The organism is Nocardioides nitrophenolicus (assembly GCF_016907515.1).
Lineage (GTDB): Bacteria > Actinomycetota > Actinomycetes > Propionibacteriales > Nocardioidaceae > Nocardioides > Nocardioides nitrophenolicus.
The window spans coordinates 1,091,662-1,117,057 of record NZ_JAFBBY010000001.1 but is presented as its reverse complement, the minus strand read 5'-3'; the positions used below and the strand labels follow the sequence as shown (position 1 = coordinate 1,117,057).

Genomic DNA, 25,396 nt, shown 5'->3' with positions numbered 1-25,396 from the left:
TACCCGTCCGGGTACATGAACGATCGAGTCTACCGGTACCGCGGCTGACCGGCGGCCTTGCAGCCGATCCACTCGACCGTCGTGGCGCGCCGCTCGGTGCGCAGGGTGAACTTCTGCACGGCCTGTTCGTCGCGGCCGGGAGTGAAGGACTGCTCGCCGACGACGGCCTTGTCGTGGGAGATCGCGCGCGCCACGCAGGTCGCGTCGACCGGACCGTCGCCGTAGGTCACCCGGAACCGGATGGTCGCGGTGTGGTCGTCGACCACCTCGTGGCCGATCTCCTCCGAGGACACCGCGGGGTTCGCGTGGAAGAGCATCGCCCACAGCAGCCAGCCGAGGAAGACGACCACGACGGCGACCGCACCGACCACGACCGCCGTGCGGCGGCCGCGGGACGGCGCGCCGTAGCGCTGGGCCAGGTTGCCGGGGGAGGTGCTCACCGATCCATGGTCCCATGACGGGAATCCCTACGATGGTGGGCATGCCCTCCTCGCACGCGCCCGCCCCCGACCGCTCGGGGCTGCGCCTGATGCACGTCCACGCCCACCCCGACGACGAGTCGAGCAAGGGCGCCGCCTCCACCGCGAGGTACGTCGCCGAGGGGGCCGACGTCCGTGTCGTGACGTGCACCGGTGGTGAGCGGGGCTCGATCCTCAACCCGAAGATGGACCGGCCCGACATCCTCGCCAACATCACCGAGGTGCGCCGCCAGGAGATGGAGCGGGCCCGCGACATCCTCGGGATCTCCCAGACCTGGCTCGGCTTCGTCGACTCCGGCTGGCCCGACGGCGACCCCAAGCCGCCGCTGCCGGAGGGCTGCTTCGGCCTGGTGCCGCTCGAGGAGGCGACCGAGCGGCTGGTGCGCCAGATCCGCGAGTTCCGGCCCCACGTCGTGACGACGTACGACGAGCGCGGCGGCTACCCGCACCCCGACCACATCCGCTGCCACGAGGTGAGCGTCGCGGCCTTCGAGGCGGCCGGCGACCCCGAGCGCTTCCCCGACGCGGGGGAGCCGTGGCAGCCGCTGAAGCTCTACTACCACCACTCGTTCAACCGCCCCCGGATGCAGGCCCTGCACGACGCGATGCTGGCCCACGGCCTGGAGTCGCCGTGGGAGGAGCGGCTCAAGGAGTGGCAGCCGGAGCCCGAGTGGGACGCCCGGATCACCACCCGGGTGCCGTGCGGCGACTACTTCGGCGTCCGCGACCAGGCGCTGCTCGCCCACGCCACCCAGATCGACCCCGACGGGTTCTGGTTCGCGATCCCGCGCGAGCTGCAGCAGGAGGTCTGGCCGACCGAGGACTTCGAGCTGGTCGTGAGCCATGTCGCGTCCTCGACCCCGGAGGACGACCTCTTCGCCGGTGTCACCCCCTCCGCCTGAGAGACTGGTCCCATGCATGCCGTCGTCGCCACCGTCGTCTCCGCCGTGGCCGCCAAGGACAAGCCGGTCGACCAGGACACCAACATCGTGGCCGGCTGGACGGCGTTCTGGATCTTCCTGCTGCTGATCGTCGCGGTCGCCGTGATCGGCTTCGCGCTGACCCGGAGCCTGCGGACGGCGGCCCGCGCCAAGGACGCCGGCGTCTACGGCGACGCGCCGGCGGCCGACGACCCGGAGTCACCGAAGGCCGAGTGATGATCGGTCCGGACCAGCTCCTCGGCTTCGGCCTCGCGGCCCTGGTCCTGATCGTGATCCCGGGCCCGAGCGTGGTGTTCGTGGTCGGCCGCGCGGTCTCCTACGGCCAGCGGGTGGCCCTGGCGAGCGTGCTCGGCAACACCGCCGGAGTGCTGGTCGTCATGGTGCTGGTGTGCTTCGGGCTGGGCGCGGTCGTCGCGGAGTCCCAGCTGGTCTTCACCGGGATCAAGCTCGCCGGCGCGGCCTTCCTGGTCTGGCTGGGCGTGCAGGCGCTGCGCCATCGCCGCGAGCTGCGGTTCGGCGCGGGCGAGACGCGGGTGCCCTTGTCGTCGGGCCGAGCGCTGCGCCAGGGCGTCCTGGTCGGCGTCAGCAATCCCAAGAAGTTCATGATGTTCGCGGCGCTGTTGCCGCCGTTCGTCGACCGGTCGGGCGAAGGCGCGTCGGTGCCGGCGCAGATGCTGGTCCTCGGCTGCGTCGCGATCGCGATCGGGCTGGTCTGCGACACCGCCTGGGCCCTGGCCGCGGGCCGGGCGCGCGACTGGTTCGTGGCCTCGGAGCGGCGCGGACGCGCGCTCGGCACCATCGGCGGTACGTCGATGATCGGGCTCGGGCTCGGCATGGCCCTCACCGGTCACTCCGACAGGTAGCCCAGGTAGCCGTTGACCAGCGCCAGCACCTCGTCGAGGAGCTGCTCGCGGGTGACCGCCTCCGGCTGGTCCAGCACCCAGCGCATGGCCAGGTTCTCGATCGCCAGCACCACGACCCAGGCGGTGACCGCCGGGTGCGGTCGGCTGGAGGAGCCCGGCCGCGCGGCCAGGTAGGTCGTCACCAGCTCGCGGACCCGCCGTTCCAGCGCGGCGCGCCGCTCGCGGTTGCGCTGCACCGGCAGCTCCTCGGCGACCACCCGCAGCAGCTCGCGGTCGGCCTCCAGCGCGGTGAGCAGCGCGTCGGCGGTGGCCCGCACCATCGACGGTCCGAACTCGTCGATCCGGTCGGCCAGCGAGGCGGCGACCCGGTCGGCCACCTCCTCCCAGTACCGGTCGATGACGACCTCGAGGATCGCGGCCTTGTCGGGGAAGTACTGGTACAGCGAGCCCGGGCTGATGCCCGCGACGGTGGCGACCCGGTTGGTGCTGAAGGCGTCGTAGCCACGCTCGACGAGCACCGTGCGGCCGGCGGCGACGATCCGCTCGACCATCTCCCGGGACCGGGCCTGCTGCGGGGCCTTGCGCACGGGAGGACTGTAGAGCGTCGTCGGGTCGGGTGGCGTGGCTGCGTCCGTTCGCGAGTTGAATGCGAGCAATGACTCGCGTCAGGATGATGTCATGAGCACCGACCTGGCACCGGCGAGCGGCGAGTCCCTCGAGCGTCCCTACCCGACCCGCTTCCGCGCCGGCGGTGAGCGCAACCGCCGCCTCGGCCGCCCGCTCAAGGTGGTCGGTCGGGTGCACGGCACCGACGAGGCGCTGCTCGAGCGGATCGGCCGCGCGATGTTCGAGCGCGACGAGCTCGGTGCGCGCCTCGCGGACGCGATCCGGTTGCGAGGGGACGCGCCCGGGCGGGTCCGGATGGACCAGTTCCGTCGCGCCCTCGAGGGTGGCCTGGCCGCCGTACCGGACGCGCCGCCGGCGCTCGTCGACTTCCTCGCCGAGCTCGAGCGCGACCCCGACTGGCTCGACCGCGACCTCGTCGAGGAGGGAGCGCGGGTGTTCCGGCGTCTCGGGCAGAACGCACAGGACGTGCTGCTGCAGCTCTCCCTGGTCGGCGGCTACCGCTTCGGCGGGCCGACCGACCTGCTCGTCGCCACCGGCGGGCTGACCGGGGCCCAGACCCTGCGCCGCCTCGCCGAGACCCAGAAGTGGGGCGCCAGCCTCACCGACCCGGGCTCCCTGGTCGCGCCGCGCGACGGGCGGGCGCCGGGCGAGGGCTGGCGGCTGACGGTCCACGTCCGGCTGATGCACGCCCTGGTCAACCACGCCTTCGAGGACAGCTGGGACACCGCGCAGTGGGGGCTGCCGATCAACCAGGCCGACCAGGCCTCGACCCTCGGGCTGTTCGACGGGGTGCTCATCATCGGCTCGCGGGCGCTCGGCGTACCGATCTCGCAGCGGGACTCGCGCGCGCTCATGCACCTGTGGAAGTACGTCGGCTGGCTGATGGGCGTGCACCCCGACTTCCTCGTCGACGACGAGTGGGAGCGGCACCGGATCGACTACCACGTGCTGCTCGCCCAGGGCCCGCTGACCGAGGCCGGGCCGCAGCTCGCGCAGGCCGTGGTCGAGGCCCAGGCGCTGCGCCGCTACCCGGGCTGGCCGGCCGCGCTGCAGCCGCTGCGGGCGCGCTACGAGCGAGAGCGCCTGCTCTCCATGCTGACCGTCTTCCTCGGCCCCGAGAGCATGCGCGAGCTCGGCCTGCCGATGCGCCCGCCGTGGGCGCACGCCTACCTGGTCGGCCTCAACACGCTGCGCTACCGGGTGCTCAAGCGGCTGCCCGGTGGGCCCGACCGGCTGGCCCGCTGGGGTGGCCGGCGCGCGCAGTGGCTGCTCGACAGCTACTTCCAGGGCGACGCGGAGGACGTGGGCGAGCTCAGGGCGTGATCCCGAGATCGCCCATCGACAGGCTCAACGACGCCCCACCCATGCCGTGGAAGGCCAGCCGCGGCTGCGCGCAGCCGTCGTCCTGCAGGCGGATGACGTCGCCACGGTTCGTGGTGAGGACCAACGTCGGTTCGGTCCCCTCGATCACGCACTCCTCGTCCGTGCGGATGCCGGGGTGGTCCCAGGCGTCGGCGATCCGGCGCAGCTGGGTCTCGGTGAGTGGCGTGGCCTCGGTGTCGCCCACGTGGCACACACCTCCACGCACGATCAGTTCCCGCCCGGGCTGGGCGACGTTCGGCACCTGGGACGGCACGCACTCGAGTGGGCCGTCGTACGCGCGGGTGTAGGCAAGGTCGTTGCGCTGCTGGTCGAGCGCCCGGAGGTAGGCCATCTGCAGGATCCCGCCGTCGATGTCTGCGCCGTCGACGAGGACCCGGGAGCAGACCCCGGCGGCGAGCAGGACGGTGCGGCCGTCGGCGTAGGCGATCTGCAGCGAGCGGCGGTCGGCGACGGCCGTGCTCGCCGGGCCACAGTGCTCTCCGGCGAACTCGGCCACGGCCTCCCGGAGCGTCGTGAGCGCATCCGGGTCGATGAGCGCGTCCATCGTCGTCAGCTCGGTCCGGGTGCCGGTGGTCGGGGCCGGTCCAGGGTCGGGGCACCAGCGCATGGCGACGGCGCCGGCCAGGGAGTCCACCTCGTACACGCCGGCCGCGAGATCGGGGAGACGGCTCGGGCAGGGGGCCATGGAGTAAGGGTCGGGGTCGTGCGCGACGTGGTCGCGGTCGTCGCCGCGCGTTCCCGCGAGCGCGATCGCCCCGGCGACGACCAGGACCACGGCGGCGAGCCCGGCAGTCACGGCCCGGCCCCGGTTCCGCCGGCGCCGGGCGGTCGCGGCGAGGGTGTGCGGCTCGAACACCGGGGCGTCGTCGGGCACGGCCAGCTCCAGCAGCTCACGCAGGCGCTCAGTCATCGCTCTCCTCCAGTAGTCCGGACTCGCGGAGGGTGCGCAGGGCGCGCGAGGTCTGGCTCTTCACGGTGCCGATCCCGATGCCGAGGGCGGCCGCGGTCTGCGCCTCGGTCAGGTCGTCGAAGTAGCGCAGCACGACGACCGCCCGCTGTCCCCGAGGGAGTCGGGCAAGAGCGGCGACCACGTCCTGGCGCACACCCGGGTCGACCTCGCCGGCGGCAGGCTCGGGCAGCTCGCCCGTCGGCACCTCGCCGTTCCAGCGGCGCCGCCACCAGTCGGTGTACGTCGTGACCATGGTGCGCCGCACGTAGGCGTCGACCGCCTGCGGGTCGGCGATCCGATCCCAGCGCCGCCAGCACTTCAGCAGCGCCGTCTGGACCAGGTCCTCGGCCCGGTGCCGGTCGCCGGTCAGCAGCCAGGCGCTGCGCCACAGCGCCGGGCCGCGCGCGGCGACGTACTCCTCGAATGCGGGCGGCCGGTGGGTCGCCTCGTCGTCGAGCACGGGTACAGCCTCGCGCATTCTCCACCTCCGTGAGTGAAGACGGGGTGGGGGAGGGAGAGGGTTGTCAGGCCGGATCAGGTCGTGGTGGCGGGCTCGCCGGTGTCGCGGACCAGGTAGACCCAGGGGAAGGCCCGGCAGCCGACCTGCCAGCCCTCGCGCTCGTAGCGGCCCACGCCGCCCGACCAGACGATCCGCTTGTGCTCCCAGCGGGTGGGGGTGCGCACCATCCGGTGGCGCAGCAGGCCGGCGCCGGTCGTCCGCCAGCCGAGGCGGCCGGCGAGCTCGAGCTCCTGCATCTCGTCGAACGCGGTGACCGGCCCGAGCCAGCGTTCCTCAGGGCCGTCGGTGGTGGCTGGCTCGCGTCCGAAGCGCTGCTGCGCGGCCTGGCGGGTCAGGCCCAGGGTGCTCCCGATGGCCGACCAGCTGTGGCCGCCGGCGCGGGCGGCGTGGACCGCCTGCAGGAGCAGGCCGGCGGTGACCGCGTCCGCGTCCGCCGTACGCCGGACCAGGGCCAGCTGGTCCTGCGGGTCGGCGCCGGCCAGGATCGCGCGCCCGATCGCCTCGGCGAGGTCGCTCACCGCTGGTCCTCGTCGCGGCTGGGCAGCCACATGCCGTCGTCCTTGCCCTTGCGCAGCCGTGCGGAGAGAACGACGACGCCGACCAGGATGAGCGCGACGCCGGCGCCCTGACCCAGACCGCGGAGCAGGCCGTCGAGGTCGAGGGAGAGGGTGAGGGTGACCAGGGCGACGCCGAGCAGGATGAGGACGAGGGACTTGTCGGGCATGTGTCAACGATCTCTTGACGTGAGGAACATGTCAACCTTTCCTTGACGACTTGGTGGGTCTGGCGCTGTCGGTGGGGTGTGGGACATTCCTGTCGTGGCCCGCCCGACCCGTCCCGACGTCCCCGGCGCCTATGTCGCCAGGCTGCGCGCGATCTTCGCCCGCCTGCCCGAGTGCCGCGAGGAGGACGCCTGGGTCGGGGTGCGCTGGCGGGTCGCGGGGACGACGGCTACCGTCGCGCACGTCTTCGGCGGCGAGGACCAGCTGTTCCGGGTGACCTTCCGGGCCGAGCCCGAGGAGGTGATGGCCTTCCAGCACCTCGGGGCGCCCTACTTCAAGACCGACTGGGGCGGCAACGTCGTCGGCCTGCTCGTCGACGACGACACCGACTGGGTCGAGCTCGGTGAGCTGCTCACCGACTCCTTCTGCCTGCAGGCGCCGCAGCGTCTGGTCGACCAGGTCGACCGGCCCGCACCCTAGGCCCGCACCTTAGGCCCGCACCCTGGGCCCGCGCGCGAGCCGCAGGCCGGTCGCGAGCAGCCACCCGATCCAGGCGGCGTAGCCGGGCATGCCCACGAACAGCAGCGCAGAGCCGTCCGCGATCGCGAGGCTGCCGAGCCCCGCGGCGAGCAGGAGCACCCCGCCGACGACGCCGAGCAGGTGCTGCCAGGGCGGCGTCAGCCCACTCGCCCGCGCCGCCAGGGCCGCGCCGGCGAAGGTGGCGCCGAGCGCCGGCAGGGCCAGCGCGAAGGCGGCGGCATGCAGCTGCCAGACGAGCTCGAACTCCGGGGTCGGCTCGCTGAGCTCGCCGGCAGAGAGCACGACGCCGTTCCACAGCACGGCGTAGAGCGCGAAGACCGCCGCGAGGGTGGCGCCGGCGGCCACGGCGAGGCGGGACCAGTCCGCACCCGCGCCTCCGCGCCGCTGAACGAGCCCGTGGAGTCCGGTCACGAACCCGAGGAGCAGTGGCAGGTTCAGCGCCTCCAGGCCGACCGCGAACGCGACCGCGGCGCGGTGCTCCGCGTGGAAGGCGAGCACCTTCTCGATCGGGTCCCCGTAGGCCGGGGCCCCGACCGCGACCAGCACCGCGTTCTGGACCACCAAGGACGCGGCCAACGCGAGCGCCGTCGCGGCGACGACCCGCTCCCGGGTGAGTCGGGGTGGGGTGAGGGCACTGCTCGGTGAGCTCATCGGCGGGTCCTTCGTCGCGTTCGGATCGGCTGCGACTCCAGACTCGACGACGTCGGCTCCGGGCGGATCGGCCGCGAGGCTCGGGTTCCCCCGGCCGATGGAAGGAGCTGTCCCTCGTACTTTCGGCCGATCTAGCCTTCGGCGGAGCGTGCCCAGCCCTGCTCGGTCTCGTCGACCGGCGCCCAGCTCGGGATCAGGAACAGGCCGGTCGCCTCGACCGCGGCGTCCTGTCCCGGGACGCCGATCTGGGCCTCGACGGTGATCTTGCGCCCCTCCTCGTGGGCGATCCGGGCCGTCATCCGGACCGGGCCGAGCGGCAGCGGCCGCCGGTAGCGCAGGGTCAGGGTGCCGGTCATGGTGAGCCGGCGGAAGCCGCTCGCGGTCTCGCCCATGATCTGGTCGAGCATCAGCGCCGAGACGCCGCCGTGCACCATCCCCGGCGGTCCTTCGTACGCCGCGCCCAGGGTCATCTCGGCGGTGGCGGCGCCGAACTCGTCGTGCACGATGTCGACCGGCGGCGCGATCGCGTTGCCGCGCCCGACGACCGCGTTGCCCCAGTTCCAGCTGCGGCCCGCGGAGTTGTAGCGCACGCCCGCCGGCCCGGGGAGCTGGGCGCTCCGGAGGCGTGCGACCAGGTCGTCGACCTCGGCCCGCACGGCGGCCAGCTCGTCGTCGGCGACGGTGCTGCGGATGGTCGCGTCGACGAGCTCGCGCACGGAGTCGGCGAGCGCGGAGACGGCCTTCTCGCGACGCTCGACCTCGTCGGTCGGGATCTCGTCGTGGATGAACATCTCCATGGTCATCCCTAGATTGTCGTGCATGAGTGACCGCGCCCCCGATGCCGCCCCCGCCGTGCAGACCATTCGCGTCGAGCGCACCCTCGTGATCGGGCTGGACCGCCCGGCGAAGCGCAATGCGATCAACGGCGCGGTGACCCGCGGCCTGGACGAGGCGCTCAACCTGCTCGAGGACGACGACGAGCTGTGGTGCGGGGTCCTGACCGGCGGTCCGGCGGTGTTCTCGGCCGGCGCCGATCTCGCGGAGGGACCGGGCGAGCCGACCGAGCGCGGCGGGATCGCGGGGATCATGTCGCGGGTTCGTCCCAAGCCGCTGGTCGCCGCGGTCGAGGGCTACGCGCTCGGCGGCGGCCTCGAACTGGTGCTGTGCTGCGACCTCGTGGTGGCCTCGCGCACGGCCAGCTTCGGGTTCCCCGAGGTCAAGCGCGGCCTGATGCCGGACTTCGGCGGTGTCTTCCGCGCGCCGCGGGTGCTGCCCGCCAACGTCGCCCGCGAGCTGCTGCTGACCGGCGAGCCGATCGGCGCCGAGCGGGCCGAGCGGCTCGGCTTCGTCAACCGGCTGGTGGAGCCGGGGACGGCGCTCGACGTCGCGCTGGGCCTCGCCGCCACGATCACGGGCAACGCGCCCCTCGCCGTGCGCGCGGCGCTCGCCCTCGCGCACGACGAGATCAACGGCGACGAGACGACCAGCTGGGCCGCCAGCCACGCGGCCCACGAGCGGCTGCTCGCCTCCGCCGACGTCGCGGAGGGGATCGGGGCCTTCTTCGAGCGGCGCGAGCCGCGCTGGACCGGGCGTTAGCCGTTCGGCAGGGCCGACCGCAGCCAGCCGCCCAGCTCGGCGACCACCTCGCTCGCCTCGCGGACCATCCCGGCGTAGAGGTGGGACACATGCCAGTGCCCCTCGAGCCGGCGGTAGGTGACGGCGGCGCCCGCGGCCCGCGCGGCCGCGACGAACCGCTCGACGTCGTCGACGAACAGCTCCTCGCTCGCCGCGTGCACGAACAGCGGCGGCAGCGCCGCCAGGTCGGCGGGATCGGCCAGCAGGGGCGAGACCTCGGGGTGCTCGCGGTGGTGCTCGGCGTACGAACGGGCGCCGAGCTCGAGCCAGCCGCGGGTGAGGAGCGGGTCGTCGATGTGGTCAGCGAGGCCGCCGAGTCGTGCGTCGACCCACGGCGAGATCAGGCCCAGCGCCGCCGGGAGAGGGACGCCGAGCGAGCGGGCCCGCAGCGCCAGGGCGAGGGCGAGCCCGCCGCCCGCCGAGTCGCCGGCGACCACGATCCGCTCCGGCGCCAGGCCGGTGTCGAGCAGCGCGCGATAGGCGGCGAGGGCGTCCTCGACCGCGGCGGGATAGGGGTGCTCGGGTGCAAGCCGGTAGTCGAGGACGTGGGCGACGGTGCCCGTGGCGTCGGCCAGGTGGGCGCCGACGGCGCGGTGGGTGATCGGCGAGCCGGCCAGGTAGGCGCCGCCGTGGAGATAGAGCAGGGCCCGGTCGTGGCCGCTGGCCGGGGTGGTGACCCGGTCGGCCGGGACGCCGCCGAGGGTGGTGGGTCGGACCGAGGTGCCCGTCGGCAGAACGGGGAACCTCATCAGCGCGTCGATCACCCGCCGCTGGTGCGCGGGGGACAGGCGGGTGCCGAGCACCGGGCGCACGACGCGGCGGGTGAGCGCCCGGGCGGCGCGGAGCGGGAGCTGCATGCCCGCATCCAAGCAGGGATCACCGCATCGTGGCGCCGATGCCGGCCTCACCGACCAGCGATCCGGCCCGGGTCTCGGCCTCCATCGCGTCCTCGGAGTCCGCTCCGCGATAGCTGCGGTGCAGCAGGAGGACCGCGACGCCCGACAGCACCAGGATGCCGCCGTACAGCCGGTAGAGGTCGGGGGCGGACAGTCCGCGCTCCTCGAGGAAGGCGGCGATGTTGGGGGCGAGGAAGGCCACCACCCGGCCGACGCCCATCATCAGGCCGACCGCGGTGGCCCGGACCGCGGTGGGGTAGATCGGCGGGCTGATGGCGTAGTACGCCGCGACGCCACCGTTGACGGAGAACCCGACGAGCACGGCGAGCAGGAGCACCAGGGACGGGTTCGAGAAGAACGCGGCGAACACCAGGAAGACCGCCGTACCGACGAACATGATGGCGCCGGTGACCACCCGCGGGTGGATCCGCGACGACAGCCACGCGAAGGCCAGCGCGCCGACCACGCCGCCGACGGCGACCAGGGACTGCGCGGTGATGCCGATGTCGGGCTTGCCGGTGGTCTGGGCGACGAGCTTCGCCGTGAGGCTGTTGGCGAAGTAGAAGGACGCGATCAGCAGGGCGTAGGAGATCCACAGCAGCACGGTGCGGCGCAGCATCAGGCCGCTGAAGACGTCGGTGACGACCGAGACCCGGCGCCCGGCGGCCGCCGAGGTCGGCACCGGCAGGCTGGTCACCGGGGGGACGCCGATCCGGGCGCCGATGGCGTTGTAGGTCTCCAGCGCGCGCGGGGGCTGCTTCTCGGTCAGGTAGCCGACCGACTCGGGCAGGATCCGCCAGGCCGCGACCAGCAGGACCGCGGTGACGGCGGCCGCCGCGAGATAGGGGCCGCGCCAGGTGAAGGTGTCGATCAGCTCGATCGAGGCGAAGCCGCCGAGCGCCGCGCCGAGAGGCAGGCCGATGCCGTAGACACCCATCACCGAGCCACGGCGCTCGTCGGAGGCGTACTCCGACACCAGCACGTTGATGCTCGGCACGATGCCGCCGAGGAAGAGACCGGCGAAGAAGCGGGCCGCGAGGAAGGACTCGAAGGTGGGCGCCAGTCCGCTGAGCACCATGCCGGTCACGATCAGCAGGAGCGAGCCGAGGATCAGCCGGCGCCGGCCGACGCGGTCGGCGAGCGGGCTGAGCGCGACCGCGCCGATCCCCATGCCGAGGGTGCCGATGGACGCGACCAGGCCGGCCTGGCCGGTGCTGAGCTCCCAGTGGGCGATCAGCGCCGGCAGGGTGAAGGCGGTGATCAGGATCTCGTAGCCGTCGACGACGGTGAGCAGGATGCACAGCGCCACCACCTTCCACTGGAAGGCTGTCATGGTCGTGCGCCGGATGGTCTCTCTCAGCTCCATGGGGTGCTCCGGGGTCAGCCGCGGGCGAGCGCGGGGGTGCGGGGGAGGGCGGTGGTCACGCCGAAGCCGGCGATCAGCTCGGGGATCGGGCGGTAGAAGCGGGAGGTGACGTCGTACGCGCCGGCCGCGGAGAGCGCGCTGTAGGCGGCGACCCAGGTCCGGACCTCGTGGGCGGAGTTCCCGGCGTCGGACGCCATCTGGTCGGGCGTCATCGCGTCGATGGCCGTGAGATCGCCCGAGGCGAGTACGTCGAGCAGGGCCAGGTCCCACTCGGGGTTGAGGTCGCGGATCTCGGCGCGGCCGGCGGCGAACTCCCGGGCGGTGTCGATCACGCGCTGCTGGCGGGCGTCGCGCGCGGCCGCCGTCGGGTGCCGTCCGTCGAGGAGCATGGCGCGCTGCTGGTCGCTCGCGGTCGCCCACTGCGGGACGGGCGGGTCGTGGGAGAGGCCGCCGGACCCGATCACCAGGACGCGCTCGTCCAACCCGGCCAGGAAGTCGCCGATCGCGAGCCCGAGCTGGCGGATCCGGCGCATCCGGGTGAACGGCCGGGCCACGCCGTTGACGAAGACGGGGATCGTCGGCACGGTGTCGATGCCGCCGAAGAGGATCTCCAGCGGCTGGATGGCGCCGTGGTCGATGTCCATCCGTCGCGAGATGGCGACGTCCACGTCGCGGTCGATGACGTGCTGGGCGAGCCGCTCCGCGACGGCCGTCGGCACGTCCAGGGGGCCTTCGGTCGTGCCGTAGTCGCCGACGCCGCGGGCCTCGTAGCCGATGCAGAACGGCGGCATGAGGTCGTAGAAGAAGCCGTTGTAGTGGTCGGGGGCGAAGGAGACGACGAGGGTCGGGTCGAAGGCGGCCACGAAGTCGCGGGCCTGGGTGAAGGCCGCGTCGACGGCCTCGGTGACCTCCGGCGGCGGCTCGGCGAAGTCGAGCAGCGGGCTGTGGGACATGCAGACCAGCGCGAGGCTCATGCCGGCGCTCCTTCCAGGGCGGGGACGGACGCCGCCGCGGGGCGGTAGGACGCCGCCGTGAGGGTCGCGGCGAACGCCGCGGAGGCCTGCTGCGCGAGCGCGGCCGCGGCGACGAAGCGGTCCGGGCGGAGCACGACCACGCCGCAGGAGCGGGTGTCGAACCAGGACTTGAGGCGGCCGGACGGGTCGCCGACGACGGTCACCGGCACCGGCCCGTTCGCGAAGCGCTGCTCGGCCCAGGTCCGCTGGGTCTCCGGGACGAAGCTGACCAGCTGGATGCCGAGGCGCTCGACGAGCGCGAGGTCGGCGGCGGACAGCAGCCGGCTGGGGTCGTTGCCCCAGGCGGCGATCGCCCACCAGTCCCCGAGGACGTCGTCCAGGAGCACGTCGGCGGCCCCGGCGATCGTGACCCGGGGCTGGATGAACTGGGACCCGACGGGGGAGAGGCGACCGGCGGCGTCGGTGAAGGGCTGCAGCCGGTTGCGCTCGAACCCGGCGTCCGAGCGGCCCGGCTCCAGGGTCGCCTGGTCGACGACCACGCCGGCGGCGTACCGCGGCATCGGCTTGAACCGCAGCTCCGAGAAGTACGCCTTCACCGACGGGGCGACGTTGAGGGCGGCGGCCGCGAGATCGCGCAGCCGGCCCTTGACCGGACCGCACTTCATGATCGCGCCCGCGGCCATGTTGATGTCGATCATGTCCGAGGCGTGCTGGTGGCGCTCGGTGGTGTAGCTGTCGAGCAGCCCGTCGTCGGCCTGGCCGGTGAGGACGGAGGTCAGCTTCCAGGCGAGATTCGTGGCGTCGCGGATGCCCGAGTTCCAGCCCTGGCCCAGCCAGACCGGCATCAGGTGCGCGGCGTCGCCCGCGATCAGCACCCGGCCCTTGCGGAAGGTCGAGGCGATCCGGCCGTGGTGGGTGAAGACGCGCTTGTTGATCACGGCCAGCGACGCGGGGTCCGGGACGTGCGGCGCCAGCAGCCGGTGCATGAAGGCGGGGCTGTCGACCAGGTCGGTCGGCTCGTCGTCGAACAGCATGAACTCCCAGCGGCGGATCCCGTGGGGGAGGCCGATGGAGACGTACGGACGGCGGGGGTCGGCGCCGAGGTAGACCGACGGCGTACCGAGGGGGTCGTTGTCGACGTCGACCACCAGCCAGCGGGTGGAGGGCGACTTCCCGACGAAGTCGGCGCCGATCCAGCCGCGGGTGAAGGACCGGCCGCCCTCGCAGCCCACGACGTACGACGCGGTGAGGTGGGTGGTACTGCCGTCGGGGCGCTGGGCGGTGACCCGGACCCGTCGTCCGTCGTCGTCGAGGCCGGTGACGGTGTGCCCGAACCGCAGCTCGGTCGTGCTGAACCGGTCCAGGCCCCGGGCGAGCTCGCGGTCGACGAGCGGCTGGATGAAGCCGTGCTTGCGCGGGTGGCCGAACTCGTCGGTGCGGGGATCGTTGGTGGCGAGCACCTGGCCGCGGCCGTTGACGAACCGGACGACGTGGTGGGGGACCGTGTAGGGGCGTACCGCCTCCCAGAGTCCGGCGGTCTGCAGGGTGCGGATGGACTCGTCGTCGAGGCCGACGCCGCGGGGGTAGTCGATCAGCTCGGCGCGGGACTCGAGCACGATCGCGCGCTGCCCGCGCACGCCCAGCAGGTTGGCGAGGGTCAGGCCGACCGGGCCCGCGCCGATGATGATCACGTCGGCGTCGGTCGTCGCTTCGGTCGTTGCTTGCGTCGTTGCTTCGGTGGTCACCGGCCCTCCTCAGCTGTGGGTGAGGAAGTCGACGACGAGGCGGTTGAACTCCGCGGCGTGCTCGATCATCGCCCAGTGCCCGCAGCGGTTGAGCAGCACGGCGCGGGAGTTCGGGATGTTGGCGAGCAGCCACAGCGTCGTCTCGTAGTGGAGCACCCGGTCGTCCTTGCCGTGGATCAGCAGCGTCGGCACGGCGATCTCCGCGACCCGGTCGCGGTCCACCTTGATGGGGATCGGCGCACCGTGGGCCAGGCCCTCGACGTAGTTGCGCAGGTGGTCGGGGCGGGCGAGGGCGGCGGCCGAGCGGGCGGCGGTGAGCTCGGGCGTCGCGAACCGCTCCTTGTCGAAGGTCATGATCTCGACCAGGGCCTTCATGTTCTCGGGGCTCGCGTCCTTGTACGCCCGGACGAGGACCTTGAGTCCCTCGCTCGGTCCGTCACCGGGGCCGAACAGGGACGCCGGGCCGCGCCCGAGCGAGGCGCCCATCGTGACCAGGTGGGTGATCCGCTCGGGGTGGAGGGTCGCGAAGCGCACCGCCGTGTGGCCGCCCATCGAGTTGCCGACCAGCGCCGCTCGCTCGACACCGAGCGCGTCGAGGAAGCCGACCAGGTCGCGGTCGTGGTCCATGTCGACCGTGGCCACCGCGTCCGAGTCGCCCCAGCCGGGCATGTCGGGCGCCAGCACGTGGAAGCCGGCGTCCGCGATCGCCTCGATGTTGCCCGAGAAGTTGGACCACCCGGTCGCTCCGGGGCCCGAGCCGTGCAGCAGGACCACGACCGGCGCGAGCGGGTCCCCGGCCTCGTAGAAGCGCAGGCGGACACCCGAGTCGAGCGTCAGGTCGCGGGCGGCGGACTCCTGGGTGAGCGTCATGTCTCCTCGTTTCGCTCGTTATTTACACGTCGACATTCGTTATTTACACACCGTTGACGTCAGTGTGACCACGGGCACGCGCCGGTGTCAAGGGGTGGGCCTGCGCCGGGCAGGCTGAAGTAGCCGACCCGGGGACCGGGTCGGCTTGGTGGGCCGGCGTCAGCTCAGCCGGGCGTGCAGCTCGGCGGCGGCCGCCTCGATGGCGGGCGCGGCGGCGTCGGCGACCTCGACGCGGTGCGTGATCAGGTTGATGCAGGCCGTGGGCATGCCGGCGACGTGGGGGATCGGCGCGGCGACGCCGTACGCGCCGGGCTCGACCTCGCCGTACGTCCGGGCATGGCCGGCCCGTCGCGCCTCGGCGACCGCCTCCGGCTCACCCGGCTGCGGCGGCAGCGCCGCCAGCAGCGCGATCCCGGCCGACCCGCGCCCGAGCGGGTGATGCCCGCCGGTGCGGAACGAGATCAGGAAGCTCGCGCGCGGCGGCTCGACCACCGTCAGCGCCACCGCCTCATCCCCCTCGACCACCAGCAGCGACACCGTCGCGTCGAGCCGCGCCGCCAGGTCACGCAGGATCGGCTCCGCCGCCTCCCGCAGCGTCATGTGCACGCCCGTCGCCAGCGCCGCCAGCCCCGCGCCCGGCCGGTACCGGCCATCCTGGCCCCGGGTCACCAGCCGGAAGTCCGCCAATGTCGTCAACAGCCGCGACGTGATCGACCGATGGACGTCGAGCTCCGCCGACAGCTCCTGCACCGACATGCCCTCCGTCGCGCCCGCGACCAGCTCGAGCGCGCGGAGGCCGCGGGCGAGGGTCTGGGCGCCGGGGGCAGCGGCGCGGGGGGTGGTCATGGGGGAACTGTAGTGAGGCGGGGTTGACGAGCAGAGCCGGCCGCGGTCGGACCTCGGCTGCTGTTGGGGAGTTGAGGTAGCGGGCCGCGGGTTCGGCCCCGAGGCACGTCCGGGATGCCTTTGGGATCGGCCAGGTATCCAAATGTGCGACGCGATGGTCCCGCGTCATGATCTCTGTGGGTCCCACCTGCATCGTTCCGCCCCCATGACGCGGCTCAAGACCATGCGTAGTTAGCACTCGCGCTGTCGCCTCCGGTCGCCCCGAGATCAGCGTGCTGCCTCGGATCACCCGTCCAAAGGATGACGCGCGGAGCAGGGCCAGGCCATACGCACTACATACCAAGCCCGCACAACGGCGATGAGAAAGTCGCCCTCAAACGTTTAGGGGTACCACCCGAACTAGATTCCCGCCGCACCCAAGTTGCCGTCCTACCCCTGCGGCGCAATCCAGCCATTCGACTCGTAGACCCCACGCTGAGCTCGCTCCGCGTTCTGAGCAAGGTCAGCGAGAAGATGAGGGTCATAGCCGCGGCTTCGTAGAAAACGCAGGTTGTTCGTGAGCGCATGGGCCCACAACTGGTACGGGCCGAGAATCTCTAGTCGCCGATCCGTAGAATCCGAGGGTTGCGCTTGTTCAATCACTTGCCGACCCAGGCCAGCGCCCAGCAAACGCTCGGCCTCCAGCCATCTATCCAGTCCGTTCCATTCGGGCAGATCGTCGACCAGCGCGATCATTGCAATCCGCAAGTCCGTCAGTCGCTCGTCTACTCGCTCCCTCATTGGGTCGAATCCGATAAACCGCTGGACCGCCCTCTGGATCTCTAGCCAGTGCTGAGAGCTATTTGACCCGCCACTGCGCTGCGATGCCCCCGGCGGAAGGAACTCGGCCAGCAGTTGGGCCGACCTGCTGGTGAGCACCTCCGCCGCTGATCTACCTTCGACGTCACCTAGTCCCTGGGACGACCAGATTTCCGCAGCCGACTCTGTCCGCGACTGGCACAACGCGAATAGCTCACCCACAGAGTGGGTCTTGCGGAGATAGCGCCATTCAATGGCATCGGCTTCGCTAAGAAGTACTATGTTGGAGAGGGGCCCACCCGACGGCAGTGCAAGGCCGTCGCTGGCTACTTCTGCAAGCTCGCTTCGACTATATAGGAGTCCGTGCATCCCCTCGTGGACGGAGACCTCCTCTCCTGACAGCAAAGACCGAGCCCCCAGTCGCCGCAACAACAACTCGAAACCGATGGCTACAGCCGATCCGGCCCGCCGGCTTCGAGTCGCCAGCAAGCCCGCATCGATGGGTTTCCGAACCTCAAGGGCTGGCTGAGGATCTCCGCTTCGCATCGACCTTACGAGCCTGGTCACGTAGGACTCGGGCTTGCTTTGGTGCTCCTCTGCGAAGGTGGAGCGCCAAAACCAGTCCTCAAGCACATCGTCTGACACGTCCAACTTGTAGAGCTTGAGGGAGAAGAGAAGGAGACGCTGCACCTCGTATGGCACCTCACGCATACTGCGTACGTTGATCTTTCCTAGGAAGATCGCGACTTCCTCCAAGGCGGTCTCCATTGCAGAGAGTTCCTCTGAAAGACCGCCTGGACGAGAGGACAAGACTTTCAGTTGCCGACTGTCCCGGCTATCAAGTGATAGGCCGGCAGCGATGGAGAGACAGCGCACCAGAAAATCCTCCGAAAAGCCTTCGAGGGGAGTGGCCTGAAACCGCTCTGCGAAGGCATCGAAGGTCTCCTCTAGGTCGAAGCTCGACTGCCAGGTCAACGCCCGGACAAAGTCGACACTCGACAAGGGAGTACCACTACTGTTAACGCGTCGGAAGACCTCAACCACATCTTCGAGAACCGCGTTAGAGATCGCGATGATCGGGATCTGGTAGTCCTGAAACGTCGAATACAGATCAAGGGCACGCGGCAACAAATCTTCCGAGTCTGCGAGAGTGGAGATAGTCGCCTGCACCTCCAAGAATCGCCGGCTATCAAAGAGGGCATCCATCGGGATCTGCCACGGGTCAACGTGCGCGCTCGCATGGTGAAATGACTGATTGCGTGTGTCGAAAACGACACGATAGATCGGACTTGCCGCTGCATTGCGAAGACATCCGTACAGACTCGACAGCCGTTGCGCGCCGTCCAGGACGACCTCGAATGTCGCCAAAGCGTCATCGGCCTCCGGAAAGGGATCGTGACGAAACCCCGAAAAGTACTCGTCGGACGCCTCGACGCGCCAAGTCAAGACACTACCGATTGGGTAGCCCCTTTGAATACTGCCTAGCAACTCGATCACGTCACGCTCATCCCAGACGAAGTGACGCTGAAACCGGGGGATCCTGAGCGCGGTTCGAGCAATCTGGCGGAGGACTACATTGAGGTACTGCGCCCGCGGCTCCGGGTTATCCATGGTTGATTGCTCCCTCGAATGACTGAAGCTTCCTTTTGAGTTCTACGATCGAAGCTTCGATGTAGTGACCTGCGTGTCCGATATACGAGGCAGAAAAGTCAGGCGACTCGAAAAGCCAGGCAAGTTTCCGCTTCTCCTCGGACCGGATAGTCCCAGTGCGCTTCAGCTCGTAGAGCATATGGGTTAGTTCTCCCAATGTGTCCTGAAGTTTGGTGAGAACCTTTACTTCGACAGCGACCGTCGTATCAGAACCGTCGTATCCCGGGACTGATACCAAGGCGTAATGGTGGCGCGCATGATAACCCGAATCCTTGGCGTGATACCGCCGATAGGTGGGCAGGCCACAACGATTCGTCGCTTCAATAATGCGGTCACTGACTGCCACAACTCCATCCGCGAACGGCACCACGAACTTAGTTCTGATCAAGTCGTCCGCCACCTGATGTGCTAGGTCTGGAGTAATCCACCGCTGTCGCGACGGCGTAGGGACCCTGGCGGCTTGCTCATGGATATCGAGCACCAAAGGTGGCAGCGAGAATTGTCGATTTTCCTCGATGTTGATGCGGTAGAGCTTGTCGACCACGGATTCCCAAGATTTCGGAACCAAGCGGAAACTCTGCTCTCCGTCTGCCCACGCCTCGACACCGCGGATGTTGCCGACGACGCGCTCTCCCGAAAGGTCCGAATGTATATCGAGAAGGGCGCCAAAAAACTCCGATTCCTGAACGCCTGACTCCACTCCGGTCATGAACGTGCGAAACGGGCTCTCTGCTTCGGCGAAATCCATGCCCGTGACCTCGCTCAGTTCCGAAATCATGGATTCCAAAGTGTTTGGCCGCATCACAGGCGCAGAATCCTCGGCCATGCTGGCGTCGGTGGGTTCAGGCGTCACTGGGACAGTCTGCCCTGCGACACGTTCGTATGGGGTGCCGCTGTGCGGCGTGTTGCGTCGCCCGATGCAGCCGCGGGTATGGCGAGTCGGGAAAGGCGCGCGTCGTGCCGCTGCTCACCGCTACCTGGCCCGGGTCCGCGCCGATCGCAAGTTGTGGCGGCGACGGACGTGAACTCGGGCTAGGAGTCTGAACTGCAACGATCGTCGAGAGCGCATCAAATGAGCGCAGCTGGTTGTGTGGGGCCGGACGATCGTGACGCGCGGCCTACTACCGCCAAGCTCGACCGACGGGCGGACTTCCACCAGCGCAGATCTCGACGGAAGTCGGCCAGGTCGCGATCAGGTCACCGCGTGGCCGCAACCCCTTTGAAAGCAACCTCGGACTACTGGCCATCTTCGACAAAGAACCAGTCCCGTCTTCGTGGAAGTCGAAGTGGTGGGCTGGGTCTCCGTGAGAACTTGCGAGGCCTCGCCGAACAGGTCGAAAGCGATCCCCAGCTTGAGTGATTCGCGCCAGATCCTAGCCAAAGGGAACAGGATCGGCCGGCATGTAAAGCTCAATACCGACGCCGGACCCCGCGCGAGAGCGGCTGGAGCCTCCGCGCCCGCCCTCTGATTGATCGCGGGCCGCCCCCTGTATCCAAGCTACCGACCCAGTCCCAACTGATCGCTGAAAGCGGTTGTCGCGGCCGGCGACACGTAGACGTAGATCGGCATGGTCCGACACGAGACCGACCTCTAGAACCGCGCTGGCAGCGCACCGCGGCAAGAGCGCGCGATTGCGCCGTCCGGCGCCGCCCTTCCGTCGCGAAGCGGCCATGACCTGCCGCGGCATGCGGTACGGCTCCATCGACGGCTGCTTGACTATGAACATGGTGGCGACGTGTGCCTTCTCCTGGGATAGAGACGACTACGCAGCGGCGCTGAGAGTCGGGGATGCTCGTCAATGACAACCGAGGAGGGCACCAGCAGCGTAGATTTGGGAACCAGGCTCATCTTGGAGGCATTCCGTCTCTACCGCGTTCCGGTCGACCGCACCCGCGAGCTTCGCGAACTACGTCACGACTCGGACCTCCTCCCGCGGGTAAGAGACCAACTCGACGACCTGTTGCGCTGCATTCCGGCCGACCAGCACGTGGAGTACGACGTTCAAGGCTTGCGAGACCAAGGGGCCGACATCGTCGTGAGGCTAACGGCTAACGACCGACAGTCCTACGTGTGTCTTCAAGTCAAGTCCCACAAGGAGATTGACGAGGCCGACCTCGTCGCCAAGTTACGCACTCAACACAGCGAATCCGTCGATCATTACGGCCCGACGGCGTTGTGGTGTGCGGTACTTGCCGCCGACGTATCGGTCAAGAACAACAAGATCAACTCAAGACTTCGCAGTATCCGACAGGCCTTCACGAAGAAGGCGAAGGTCGTCGTCATTGAGCCGACAAATCTCGGCGGGTTCCTACGACTCAGTCAAACTCAAATGACAAGTCTGGTGACCTTGACTATGCGGTCCAAAGATGACCCGATTTTGGCTGATGCTCGAGCCGACTTGCGACGCCACCCCATGCGAAGCGCAATTCTGCTCGAACTCGTTGCGACGTCGGTCGCTGATCGCTGTCGATCGCAGACGGCGGATAGCCTTGCTCGCTCACTGTGGCTTGAATCAGTGTCGGCTCGCACTCCGTGGGATCCCGCGTATGACGGTCCTGAATTGCCCGCGCCTCCGCGCAACGACGACTCACCCGAACATCTCCCCGGCCTTCCGATTCGCGAGTTCGCGTCGGAACCGGAATGGTCCGAGGTGGATATCTGGGATCCCGAACCTGATGTGCTCAGTTGGCTACTCCGGGCGCGGAACACTATACACGAACTGCGGGCTGCTGAAGCGCTGGCCGCACGTCTTCGCCATGCCCTGGATTCCCTGGTATCTTCCGACGATATAGAACTGGACTGTGGCGGCACAATCACAGTCTCGCCAGGTGCACATCCCGCCTTGTTCGCCGTCGCCACCGAGGCCATCGTGCGGTACGGGTTGTCAGTGGAGGGTCTTCGAGAGCATCTCGTCGATGTGCTCCTACCTTCAAACGACGGCGGGTGAACCTAAGACTCGCGGTATGCGCCCATATCGGGAAAGCGGCCCCGTAGATCTGCTGCCTGCGACTGCGCCGTTAACTCATGCAGGTCCATGTGCCAACCGTGCTTCCTATACGACTCCGATCACCCGTTCTGAACTGGCGGAGCACCCGTCTTAGCGGGGTGATAACCACGGCCAAGGTGTCAGTCGGGTTCGTCCAGCTGCGCGGAAGCCGGCCACTGGGTTTCCGTGGATCGGCACGGCAAGCAGTGCCTGCTGCATTCCGCCGCCTATGACGGTCCGTCGTCGCGCAGCTAACTGTCACCCACGTCGCCATAGAATGTCTTCGAAAAATAGGCTGGCTCACGCGGCATCAGGTCTGGCCGGTGCCGTCGTGCAGCGCGAGTCGTTCTGGCACGTCACGCTGGTCTCCCCGACCCTCCACAACCACGGACTAGCGTGGACACGTGCCCAACCGCCTCGCCGACGCCACCAGCCCCTACCTCCTCCAGCACAAGGACAACCCGGTCGACTGGTGGGAGTGGGGACCGGAGGCGTTCGCGGAGGCCAAGCGGAGGAACGTCCCCATCCTCCTGTCAGTGGGCTACGCCGCCTGCCACTGGTGCCATGTCATGGCCCACGAGTCCTTCGAGGACCAGGCGACGGCGGACTATCTCAACGCCCACTACGTGAGCATCAAGGTGGATCGCGAGGAGCGGCCGGACGTCGATGCGGTGTACATGCAGGCGACCACCGCGATGACGGGGCAGGGTGGGTGGCCGATGACGGTGGTGATGGATCCCGAGGGGGCGCCGTTCTTCGCGGGGACCTACCTGCCGGACCAGCCGCGGCACGGGTCGCCGTCGTTCACGCAGGTGCTGCAGGCGCTGCGGGGGGCGTGGGTGGACCGGGGCGATGACGTACGCCGGACCGCGGCGAGCGTGGCCGAGCACCTGCGCAAGGAGGCGAGTCTGCCGGCGTACGCGCTGACGGGGGAGCGGATCGACGGGGCGGTGGCGACCCTGGCGCAGGAGTACGACGCGATGGCGGGTGGGTTCGGGGATGCGCCGAAGTTCCCGCCGACGATGGTGCTGGAGTTCCTGCGCCGCTACCGGGGCGAGTCGGTGCAGCAGGCGCGGCACATGCTGGCGCGGACGGTGGCGGCGATGGCGGGCAGCGGGATGTACGACCAGGTGGGCGGCGGGTTCGCGCGGTACGCCGTCGACCGGGCCTGGGTGGTGCCGCACTTCGAGAAGATGCTCTACGACAACGCCCAGCTGCTCGGCCTCTACGCGCGGCTGGGCAGCGAGCTGGGGGACCGGATCGCGACGGAGACGGCCGACTTCATGCTGCGCGAGCTGCGCACGGAGCAGGGTGGCTTCGCGTCCGCGCTCGACGCGGACAGCCCGGCCGAGCCCGGCGGGCATGCGGAGGAGGGCCTGTTCTACGCCTGGACGCCCGCCCAGCTCATCGAGGTCTTGGGGCCGACCGACGGGGCCTGGGCGGCGGAGCTGTTCGGGGTCACCGAGGAGGGGACCTTCGAGCACGGGATGTCGACGCTGCAGCTGCGCCACTACCCCCAGGACCCCGCCGACCGGAGCCGCCTGGCCGACGTACGACGCCGGCTGCTCGCCGCGCGCGAGCAGCGGCCGCGTCCGGCGCGCGACGACAAGGTGGTCGCCGCGTGGAACGGGCTCGCGATCAGCGGACTGGTCGACGCGGGACGGCGGCTCGGCCGGCCGGACTACGTCGAGGCGGCCCGCGCGACCGCCGAGCTGCTCGAGCGGCTCCACGTGAAGGACGGCCGGATCCTACGGGTCTCCCGCGACGGTGTGGTGGGCGCGCACGCGGGCGTGCTGGAGGACTACGGCTGCGTGGCCTCGGGCCTCCTCGCCCTGGCCCAGGCGACGGCCGACGGGCGTTGGCTGCGCCTGGCCACCCGGCTCCTCGACACCGCGCTCGCGAGCTTCGCCGCTGCGGACGGGGGCTTCTACGACACCGCCGACGACGCGGAGGTGCTGGTCGCCCGGCCGCGCGATCCGGGCGACAACGCCAGTCCGAGCGGGTTCAGCAGCCTGGTCCACGCGCTGGTGGAGGCGCACGCGCTGACCGGGGATGGCCGCTACCGGGACGCCGCGGAGCGGGCGCTGGCGACGGTCAGCGTGCTCGCCGACAGGGCGCCGCGGTTCGCGGGCTGGTCGCTCGCGGCGGCGGTGACCATGCTCGACGGGCCGCTCGAGGTCGCGGTCGTCGGCCCCTCCGGTCCCGAGCGCGACGCCCTCGTCGCGAAGGCGCTCACCCTGCCGGGCGCCGTGGTGGTCGCGGCTGAGGGGGCGACCGAGGAGATCCCGCTGCTGGCGGGACGCACGCCGGTCGACGGACGCCCGGCGGCGTACGTGTGCCGGGGCTTCGTGTGCGAGCGTCCGGTGACCGAACCGGACGGGATCGGGTGAGCAGCCGCCGGCTGTGGGGTGGGGTGCTCCTGGTGAGCGCGACCCTCTTCGCCGGCGTCCTCGCGGTCGGGGCGACCGGGCTCGGGCACACCCCGCCCGACCCGACGTACGCCTTCCTCGACGAGCAGCCCTATCGCGCCGGGGAGCCGGTGACCTGGCGTCCCTGCGAGCCGATCCGCTACGAGGTCAACCCCCTGCACGCTCCCGGCAGCGACGACGAGGCGGTTGCGCGGGTGCGGGACGCGGTCGCCGAGGTGGCGGCGGTCAGCGGCTTCCGGTTCGCGTACGTCGGCACCACGGCCCGGCGGCCCGTCGACACCGGGGAGGACCAGAGCGCCGAGCCGCCGGTGCTCGTCGCCTGGGCCCGCGCGGAGGAGATCCCCGACCTGGCCGGCGACGTCGCCGGGATCGGTGGCTCGGCGGCGCGCGAGGACTCGCGCTGGCTGTGGTACGTCACCGGCCGGGTGGTGCTCGACGTCGACGCCCTCGACGACGACGGCGACGAGCGGGCCACGCTGCTCCACGAGCTCGGGCACGTGCTGGGCCTCGACCACGTCGACTCGCGGCGCGAGCTGATGCACGCGCGGAGCGTCGGTCGGGAAGACTTCGGTCCGGGCGACCGGAAGGGGCTGGCCCGGCTCGGGAAGGGGACGGAGTCATGCGAACGCTGAGCCCGTGGCGACCGGTGCGGCCGGAGCCGGAGCGCTTCCACGACGAGGGCTCGGCGCAGCCACCCACGATCGTGCTGGAGCGGGTGGAGGCGGGCGACGTCCACCGCAGGACCGAGCGGTTCCGGATGCTGCACCGGATCGCCTACCGCGACCGCGCGTACGGCGACCTGCTGGTCCCCGCCGACCTCGGCACCTTCGAGACCGACCTGACCTCGGTGCCCACGATCTTCACCTGGCTGGTGCCCCGCACCGGACGCCACCTCCCGCCTGCGCTGCTGCACGACGGCCTGGTCCACGCGCCCGACGAGGCGCCGACGTATGTCTCCGCCGAGGGCCACGTGCTCGACCGGGTGGCCGCCGACCGGGTGTTCCGGGCGGCGATGCGCGACACCGACACCGGCCCGGTGCGCAGTTGGCTGGTGTGGTCGGCGGTGACCCTGTCGACGATCTGGCACGGCTCGGCGTCCTGGAGCCGTGCGCTCCACCTGCGCTACCGGGTCGCGGCCGCGGCGAGCGTGGCGATCGTGGTCGTGCTCGGCGTGCTGGCGACCCTGGACCTGTTCGACGTCATCGACGAGGTGCCGTGGATGGGAGACCGGTCCTTCGGGATGGAGCTGGTGGGCGGCCTCGCGGGGGCGGTCGTCGTACCGCTGCTGCTCGGGCTGACCTGGGGCCGGTTCGCGATCGCGGGCGTGATCTCGGGGATCGCGCTCGCCGTGCTGCTGCACGTCACGGTGGCCCTCGGCCTGATCACGTTGGGCTACCAGGCTGCCGAATGGGTCGCCCGGCGACGGCCGGTGGCCGCGGTCGTGATCGCCGGCGTTGTGGTCGCCGCCCATGTCGCGCTCGCCGTCTTGTTCCTGACTCCATTCCGCTCGAACTGACCGGCGAGT

General features: G+C 70.4%; 26 protein-coding genes. 10 read left to right on the top strand and 16 right to left on the bottom strand.

Going from position 1 to position 25,396, the window contains the following annotated elements; genetic code table 11:
* Window positions 1-29 precede the first annotated feature (29 nt).
* Window positions 30-440, bottom strand: coding sequence for a DUF4307 domain-containing protein (locus JOD66_RS05400; RefSeq protein WP_204835900.1), 411 nt, complete (start codon window positions 438-440; stop codon window positions 30-32).
* Between the two features lie 32 nt (window positions 441-472).
* On the opposite strand from JOD66_RS05400, the gene mca reads away from it, so the two are divergent.
* The 3 genes from mca to JOD66_RS05385 are packed head-to-tail and all read left to right on the top strand — an operon-like array spanning window position 473 to window position 2,283.
* Window positions 473-1,381 carry a mycothiol conjugate amidase Mca gene (gene mca, locus JOD66_RS05395; protein WP_205126259.1) on the top strand — a complete coding sequence of 303 codons (909 nt, stop codon included), beginning with the start codon at window positions 473-475 and terminating at the stop codon, window positions 1,379-1,381.
* Window positions 1,382-1,393: 12 nt separating this feature from the next.
* Complete coding sequence (locus JOD66_RS05390) at window positions 1,394-1,636, top strand: hypothetical protein (protein WP_204835899.1); 243 nt, start codon at window positions 1,394-1,396, stop codon at window positions 1,634-1,636.
* Window positions 1,636-2,283, top strand: coding sequence for a LysE family translocator (locus JOD66_RS05385; protein ID WP_204835898.1), 648 nt, complete (start codon window positions 1,636-1,638; stop codon window positions 2,281-2,283). Before JOD66_RS05390 ends, JOD66_RS05385 begins: the two co-directional genes overlap by 1 nt.
* Here the strand turns inward: JOD66_RS05385 and JOD66_RS05380 are convergent.
* Window positions 2,268-2,870: a TetR/AcrR family transcriptional regulator gene (locus tag JOD66_RS05380; protein ID WP_204835896.1), complete on the bottom strand. Its 603-nt coding sequence runs from the start codon at window positions 2,868-2,870 to the stop codon at window positions 2,268-2,270. The genes JOD66_RS05385 and JOD66_RS05380 overlap by 16 nt on opposite strands.
* A 91-nt stretch (window positions 2,871-2,961) precedes the next feature.
* On the opposite strand from JOD66_RS05380, the gene JOD66_RS05375 reads away from it, so the two are divergent.
* Window positions 2,962-4,233 carry an oxygenase MpaB family protein gene (locus tag JOD66_RS05375; RefSeq protein WP_204835894.1) on the top strand — a complete coding sequence of 424 codons (1,272 nt, stop codon included), beginning with the start codon at window positions 2,962-2,964 and terminating at the stop codon, window positions 4,231-4,233.
* Here JOD66_RS05375 and JOD66_RS05370 read toward each other — a convergent pair.
* Genes JOD66_RS05370 through JOD66_RS05355 form a run of 4 tightly spaced genes read right to left on the bottom strand, consistent with a single transcriptional unit; the run spans window position 4,223 to window position 6,486 of the window.
* Complete coding sequence (locus tag JOD66_RS05370; RefSeq protein ID WP_204835893.1) at window positions 4,223-5,203, bottom strand: hypothetical protein; 981 nt, start codon at window positions 5,201-5,203, stop codon at window positions 4,223-4,225. The genes JOD66_RS05375 and JOD66_RS05370 overlap by 11 nt on opposite strands.
* Window positions 5,196-5,720, bottom strand: coding sequence for a SigE family RNA polymerase sigma factor (locus JOD66_RS05365; protein WP_204835891.1), 525 nt, complete (start codon window positions 5,718-5,720; stop codon window positions 5,196-5,198). The genes JOD66_RS05370 and JOD66_RS05365 overlap by 8 nt, the downstream gene beginning before the upstream one ends.
* A gap of 56 nt (window positions 5,721-5,776) precedes the next feature.
* Window positions 5,777-6,280 (bottom strand): hypothetical protein, encoded by a 504-nt coding sequence (locus JOD66_RS05360; RefSeq protein ID WP_204835889.1) that lies wholly within the window; start codon window positions 6,278-6,280, stop codon window positions 5,777-5,779.
* On the bottom strand, window positions 6,277-6,486 hold the full coding sequence (locus JOD66_RS05355) for a hypothetical protein (protein ID WP_204835884.1): 210 nt from the start codon (window positions 6,484-6,486) through the stop codon (window positions 6,277-6,279). Before JOD66_RS05355 ends, JOD66_RS05360 begins: the two co-directional genes overlap by 4 nt.
* Before the next feature lie 94 nt (window positions 6,487-6,580).
* On the opposite strand from JOD66_RS05355, the gene JOD66_RS05350 reads away from it, so the two are divergent.
* On the top strand, window positions 6,581-6,964 hold the full coding sequence (locus JOD66_RS05350; RefSeq protein WP_307823309.1) for an MmcQ/YjbR family DNA-binding protein: 384 nt from the start codon (window positions 6,581-6,583) through the stop codon (window positions 6,962-6,964).
* A 9-nt stretch (window positions 6,965-6,973) separates the two neighbouring features.
* Here JOD66_RS05350 and JOD66_RS05345 read toward each other — a convergent pair whose 3' ends face one another.
* The gene (locus JOD66_RS05345) at window positions 6,974-7,675 is read right to left on the bottom strand and encodes a hypothetical protein (RefSeq protein WP_204835881.1); all 702 of its coding nucleotides are present in this window, start codon (window positions 7,673-7,675) and stop codon (window positions 6,974-6,976) included.
* Between the two features lie 131 nt (window positions 7,676-7,806).
* On the bottom strand, window positions 7,807-8,478 hold the full coding sequence (locus tag JOD66_RS05340) for a PaaI family thioesterase (protein ID WP_204835880.1): 672 nt from the start codon (window positions 8,476-8,478) through the stop codon (window positions 7,807-7,809).
* Window positions 8,479-8,494: 16 nt separating this feature from the next.
* Between JOD66_RS05340 and JOD66_RS05335 the strand changes: the two genes are divergently transcribed.
* The gene (locus JOD66_RS05335) at window positions 8,495-9,271 is read left to right on the top strand and encodes an enoyl-CoA hydratase-related protein (protein WP_204835878.1); all 777 of its coding nucleotides are present in this window, start codon (window positions 8,495-8,497) and stop codon (window positions 9,269-9,271) included.
* On the opposite strand, the gene JOD66_RS05330 is transcribed toward JOD66_RS05335, so the two are convergent.
* The 8 genes from JOD66_RS05330 to JOD66_RS05295 all read right to left on the bottom strand — a co-directional run bounded on the left by JOD66_RS05330 (window position 9,268) and on the right by JOD66_RS05295 (window position 19,308).
* Entirely contained in the window at window positions 9,268-10,167 is a 900-nt protein-coding gene (locus JOD66_RS05330) for an alpha/beta hydrolase fold domain-containing protein (protein ID WP_204835877.1), read from the bottom strand. The genes JOD66_RS05335 and JOD66_RS05330 overlap by 4 nt on opposite strands.
* Window positions 10,168-10,186: 19 nt before the next feature.
* Window positions 10,187-11,572, bottom strand: coding sequence for an MFS transporter (locus JOD66_RS05325; protein ID WP_204835875.1), 1,386 nt, complete (start codon window positions 11,570-11,572; stop codon window positions 10,187-10,189).
* Window positions 11,573-11,586: 14 nt separating this feature from the next.
* Window positions 11,587-12,546: a 3-carboxyethylcatechol 2,3-dioxygenase gene (locus JOD66_RS05320; RefSeq protein ID WP_204835874.1), complete on the bottom strand. Its 960-nt coding sequence runs from the start codon at window positions 12,544-12,546 to the stop codon at window positions 11,587-11,589.
* A complete protein-coding gene (mhpA, locus tag JOD66_RS05315; protein WP_204835873.1) occupies window positions 12,543-14,291 on the bottom strand; it encodes a bifunctional 3-(3-hydroxy-phenyl)propionate/3-hydroxycinnamic acid hydroxylase MhpA in 1,749 nt (582 codons plus the stop codon). The genes JOD66_RS05320 and mhpA overlap by 4 nt, the downstream gene beginning before the upstream one ends.
* Window positions 14,292-14,300: 9 nt before the next feature.
* Window positions 14,301-15,161 (bottom strand): alpha/beta fold hydrolase, encoded by an 861-nt coding sequence (locus JOD66_RS05310; protein ID WP_204835872.1) that lies wholly within the window; start codon window positions 15,159-15,161, stop codon window positions 14,301-14,303.
* A gap of 159 nt (window positions 15,162-15,320) precedes the next feature.
* A complete protein-coding gene (locus JOD66_RS05305; RefSeq protein ID WP_204835870.1) occupies window positions 15,321-16,007 on the bottom strand; it encodes an IclR family transcriptional regulator in 687 nt (228 codons plus the stop codon).
* Between the two features lie 429 nt (window positions 16,008-16,436).
* Complete coding sequence (locus tag JOD66_RS05300) at window positions 16,437-18,416, bottom strand: DUF262 domain-containing protein (RefSeq protein ID WP_204835869.1); 1,980 nt, start codon at window positions 18,414-18,416, stop codon at window positions 16,437-16,439.
* The gene (locus JOD66_RS05295; protein ID WP_204835866.1) at window positions 18,409-19,308 is read right to left on the bottom strand and encodes a hypothetical protein; all 900 of its coding nucleotides are present in this window, start codon (window positions 19,306-19,308) and stop codon (window positions 18,409-18,411) included. Before JOD66_RS05295 ends, JOD66_RS05300 begins: the two co-directional genes overlap by 8 nt.
* Before the next feature lie 946 nt (window positions 19,309-20,254).
* On the opposite strand from JOD66_RS05295, the gene JOD66_RS05290 reads away from it, so the two are divergent.
* The 4 genes from JOD66_RS05290 (at window position 20,255) to JOD66_RS05275 (ending at window position 25,387) form a co-directional block, all read left to right on the top strand.
* On the top strand, window positions 20,255-21,403 hold the full coding sequence (locus JOD66_RS05290) for a hypothetical protein (RefSeq protein ID WP_204835864.1): 1,149 nt from the start codon (window positions 20,255-20,257) through the stop codon (window positions 21,401-21,403).
* 443 nt (window positions 21,404-21,846) lie between these two features.
* Window positions 21,847-23,832, top strand: coding sequence for a thioredoxin domain-containing protein (locus tag JOD66_RS05285; protein WP_204835863.1), 1,986 nt, complete (start codon window positions 21,847-21,849; stop codon window positions 23,830-23,832).
* A complete protein-coding gene (locus tag JOD66_RS05280; protein WP_204835861.1) occupies window positions 23,829-24,503 on the top strand; it encodes a zinc metalloprotease in 675 nt (224 codons plus the stop codon). The genes JOD66_RS05285 and JOD66_RS05280 overlap by 4 nt, the downstream gene beginning before the upstream one ends.
* Complete coding sequence (locus tag JOD66_RS05275; protein WP_204835859.1) at window positions 24,491-25,387, top strand: DUF1353 domain-containing protein; 897 nt, start codon at window positions 24,491-24,493, stop codon at window positions 25,385-25,387. The genes JOD66_RS05280 and JOD66_RS05275 overlap by 13 nt, the downstream gene beginning before the upstream one ends.
* Window positions 25,388-25,396: the final 9 nt, after the last annotated feature.

Excerpts from the sequence above, each read along its gene's own strand:
- mca (WP_205126259.1), top strand. The coding sequence starts at position 473 with ATGGTGGGCATGCCCTCCTCGCACGCGCCCGCCCCCGACCGCTCGGGG.
- JOD66_RS05390 (WP_204835899.1), top strand. The coding sequence starts at position 1,394 with ATGCATGCCGTCGTCGCCACCGTCGTCTCCGCCGTGGCCGCCAAGGAC.
- JOD66_RS05385 (WP_204835898.1), top strand. The coding sequence starts at position 1,636 with ATGATCGGTCCGGACCAGCTCCTCGGCTTCGGCCTCGCGGCCCTGGTC.
- JOD66_RS05375 (WP_204835894.1), top strand. The coding sequence starts at position 2,962 with ATGAGCACCGACCTGGCACCGGCGAGCGGCGAGTCCCTCGAGCGTCCC.
- JOD66_RS05370 (WP_204835893.1), bottom strand. The coding sequence starts at position 5,203 with ATGACTGAGCGCCTGCGTGAGCTGCTGGAGCTGGCCGTGCCCGACGAC.
- JOD66_RS05365 (WP_204835891.1), bottom strand. The coding sequence starts at position 5,720 with ATGCGCGAGGCTGTACCCGTGCTCGACGACGAGGCGACCCACCGGCCG.
- JOD66_RS05355 (WP_204835884.1), bottom strand. The coding sequence starts at position 6,486 with ATGCCCGACAAGTCCCTCGTCCTCATCCTGCTCGGCGTCGCCCTGGTC.
- JOD66_RS05345 (WP_204835881.1), bottom strand. The coding sequence starts at position 7,675 with ATGAGCTCACCGAGCAGTGCCCTCACCCCACCCCGACTCACCCGGGAG.
- JOD66_RS05340 (WP_204835880.1), bottom strand. The coding sequence starts at position 8,478 with ATGACCATGGAGATGTTCATCCACGACGAGATCCCGACCGACGAGGTC.
- JOD66_RS05335 (WP_204835878.1), top strand. The coding sequence starts at position 8,495 with ATGAGTGACCGCGCCCCCGATGCCGCCCCCGCCGTGCAGACCATTCGC.
- JOD66_RS05330 (WP_204835877.1), bottom strand. The coding sequence starts at position 10,167 with ATGCAGCTCCCGCTCCGCGCCGCCCGGGCGCTCACCCGCCGCGTCGTG.
- JOD66_RS05325 (WP_204835875.1), bottom strand. The coding sequence starts at position 11,572 with ATGGAGCTGAGAGAGACCATCCGGCGCACGACCATGACAGCCTTCCAG.
- JOD66_RS05320 (WP_204835874.1), bottom strand. The coding sequence starts at position 12,546 with ATGAGCCTCGCGCTGGTCTGCATGTCCCACAGCCCGCTGCTCGACTTC.
- JOD66_RS05310 (WP_204835872.1), bottom strand. The coding sequence starts at position 15,161 with ATGACGCTCACCCAGGAGTCCGCCGCCCGCGACCTGACGCTCGACTCG.
- JOD66_RS05305 (WP_204835870.1), bottom strand. The coding sequence starts at position 16,007 with ATGACCACCCCCCGCGCCGCTGCCCCCGGCGCCCAGACCCTCGCCCGC.
- JOD66_RS05300 (WP_204835869.1), bottom strand. The coding sequence starts at position 18,416 with ATGGATAACCCGGAGCCGCGGGCGCAGTACCTCAATGTAGTCCTCCGC.
- JOD66_RS05290 (WP_204835864.1), top strand. The coding sequence starts at position 20,255 with ATGACAACCGAGGAGGGCACCAGCAGCGTAGATTTGGGAACCAGGCTC.
- JOD66_RS05275 (WP_204835859.1), top strand. The coding sequence starts at position 24,491 with ATGCGAACGCTGAGCCCGTGGCGACCGGTGCGGCCGGAGCCGGAGCGC.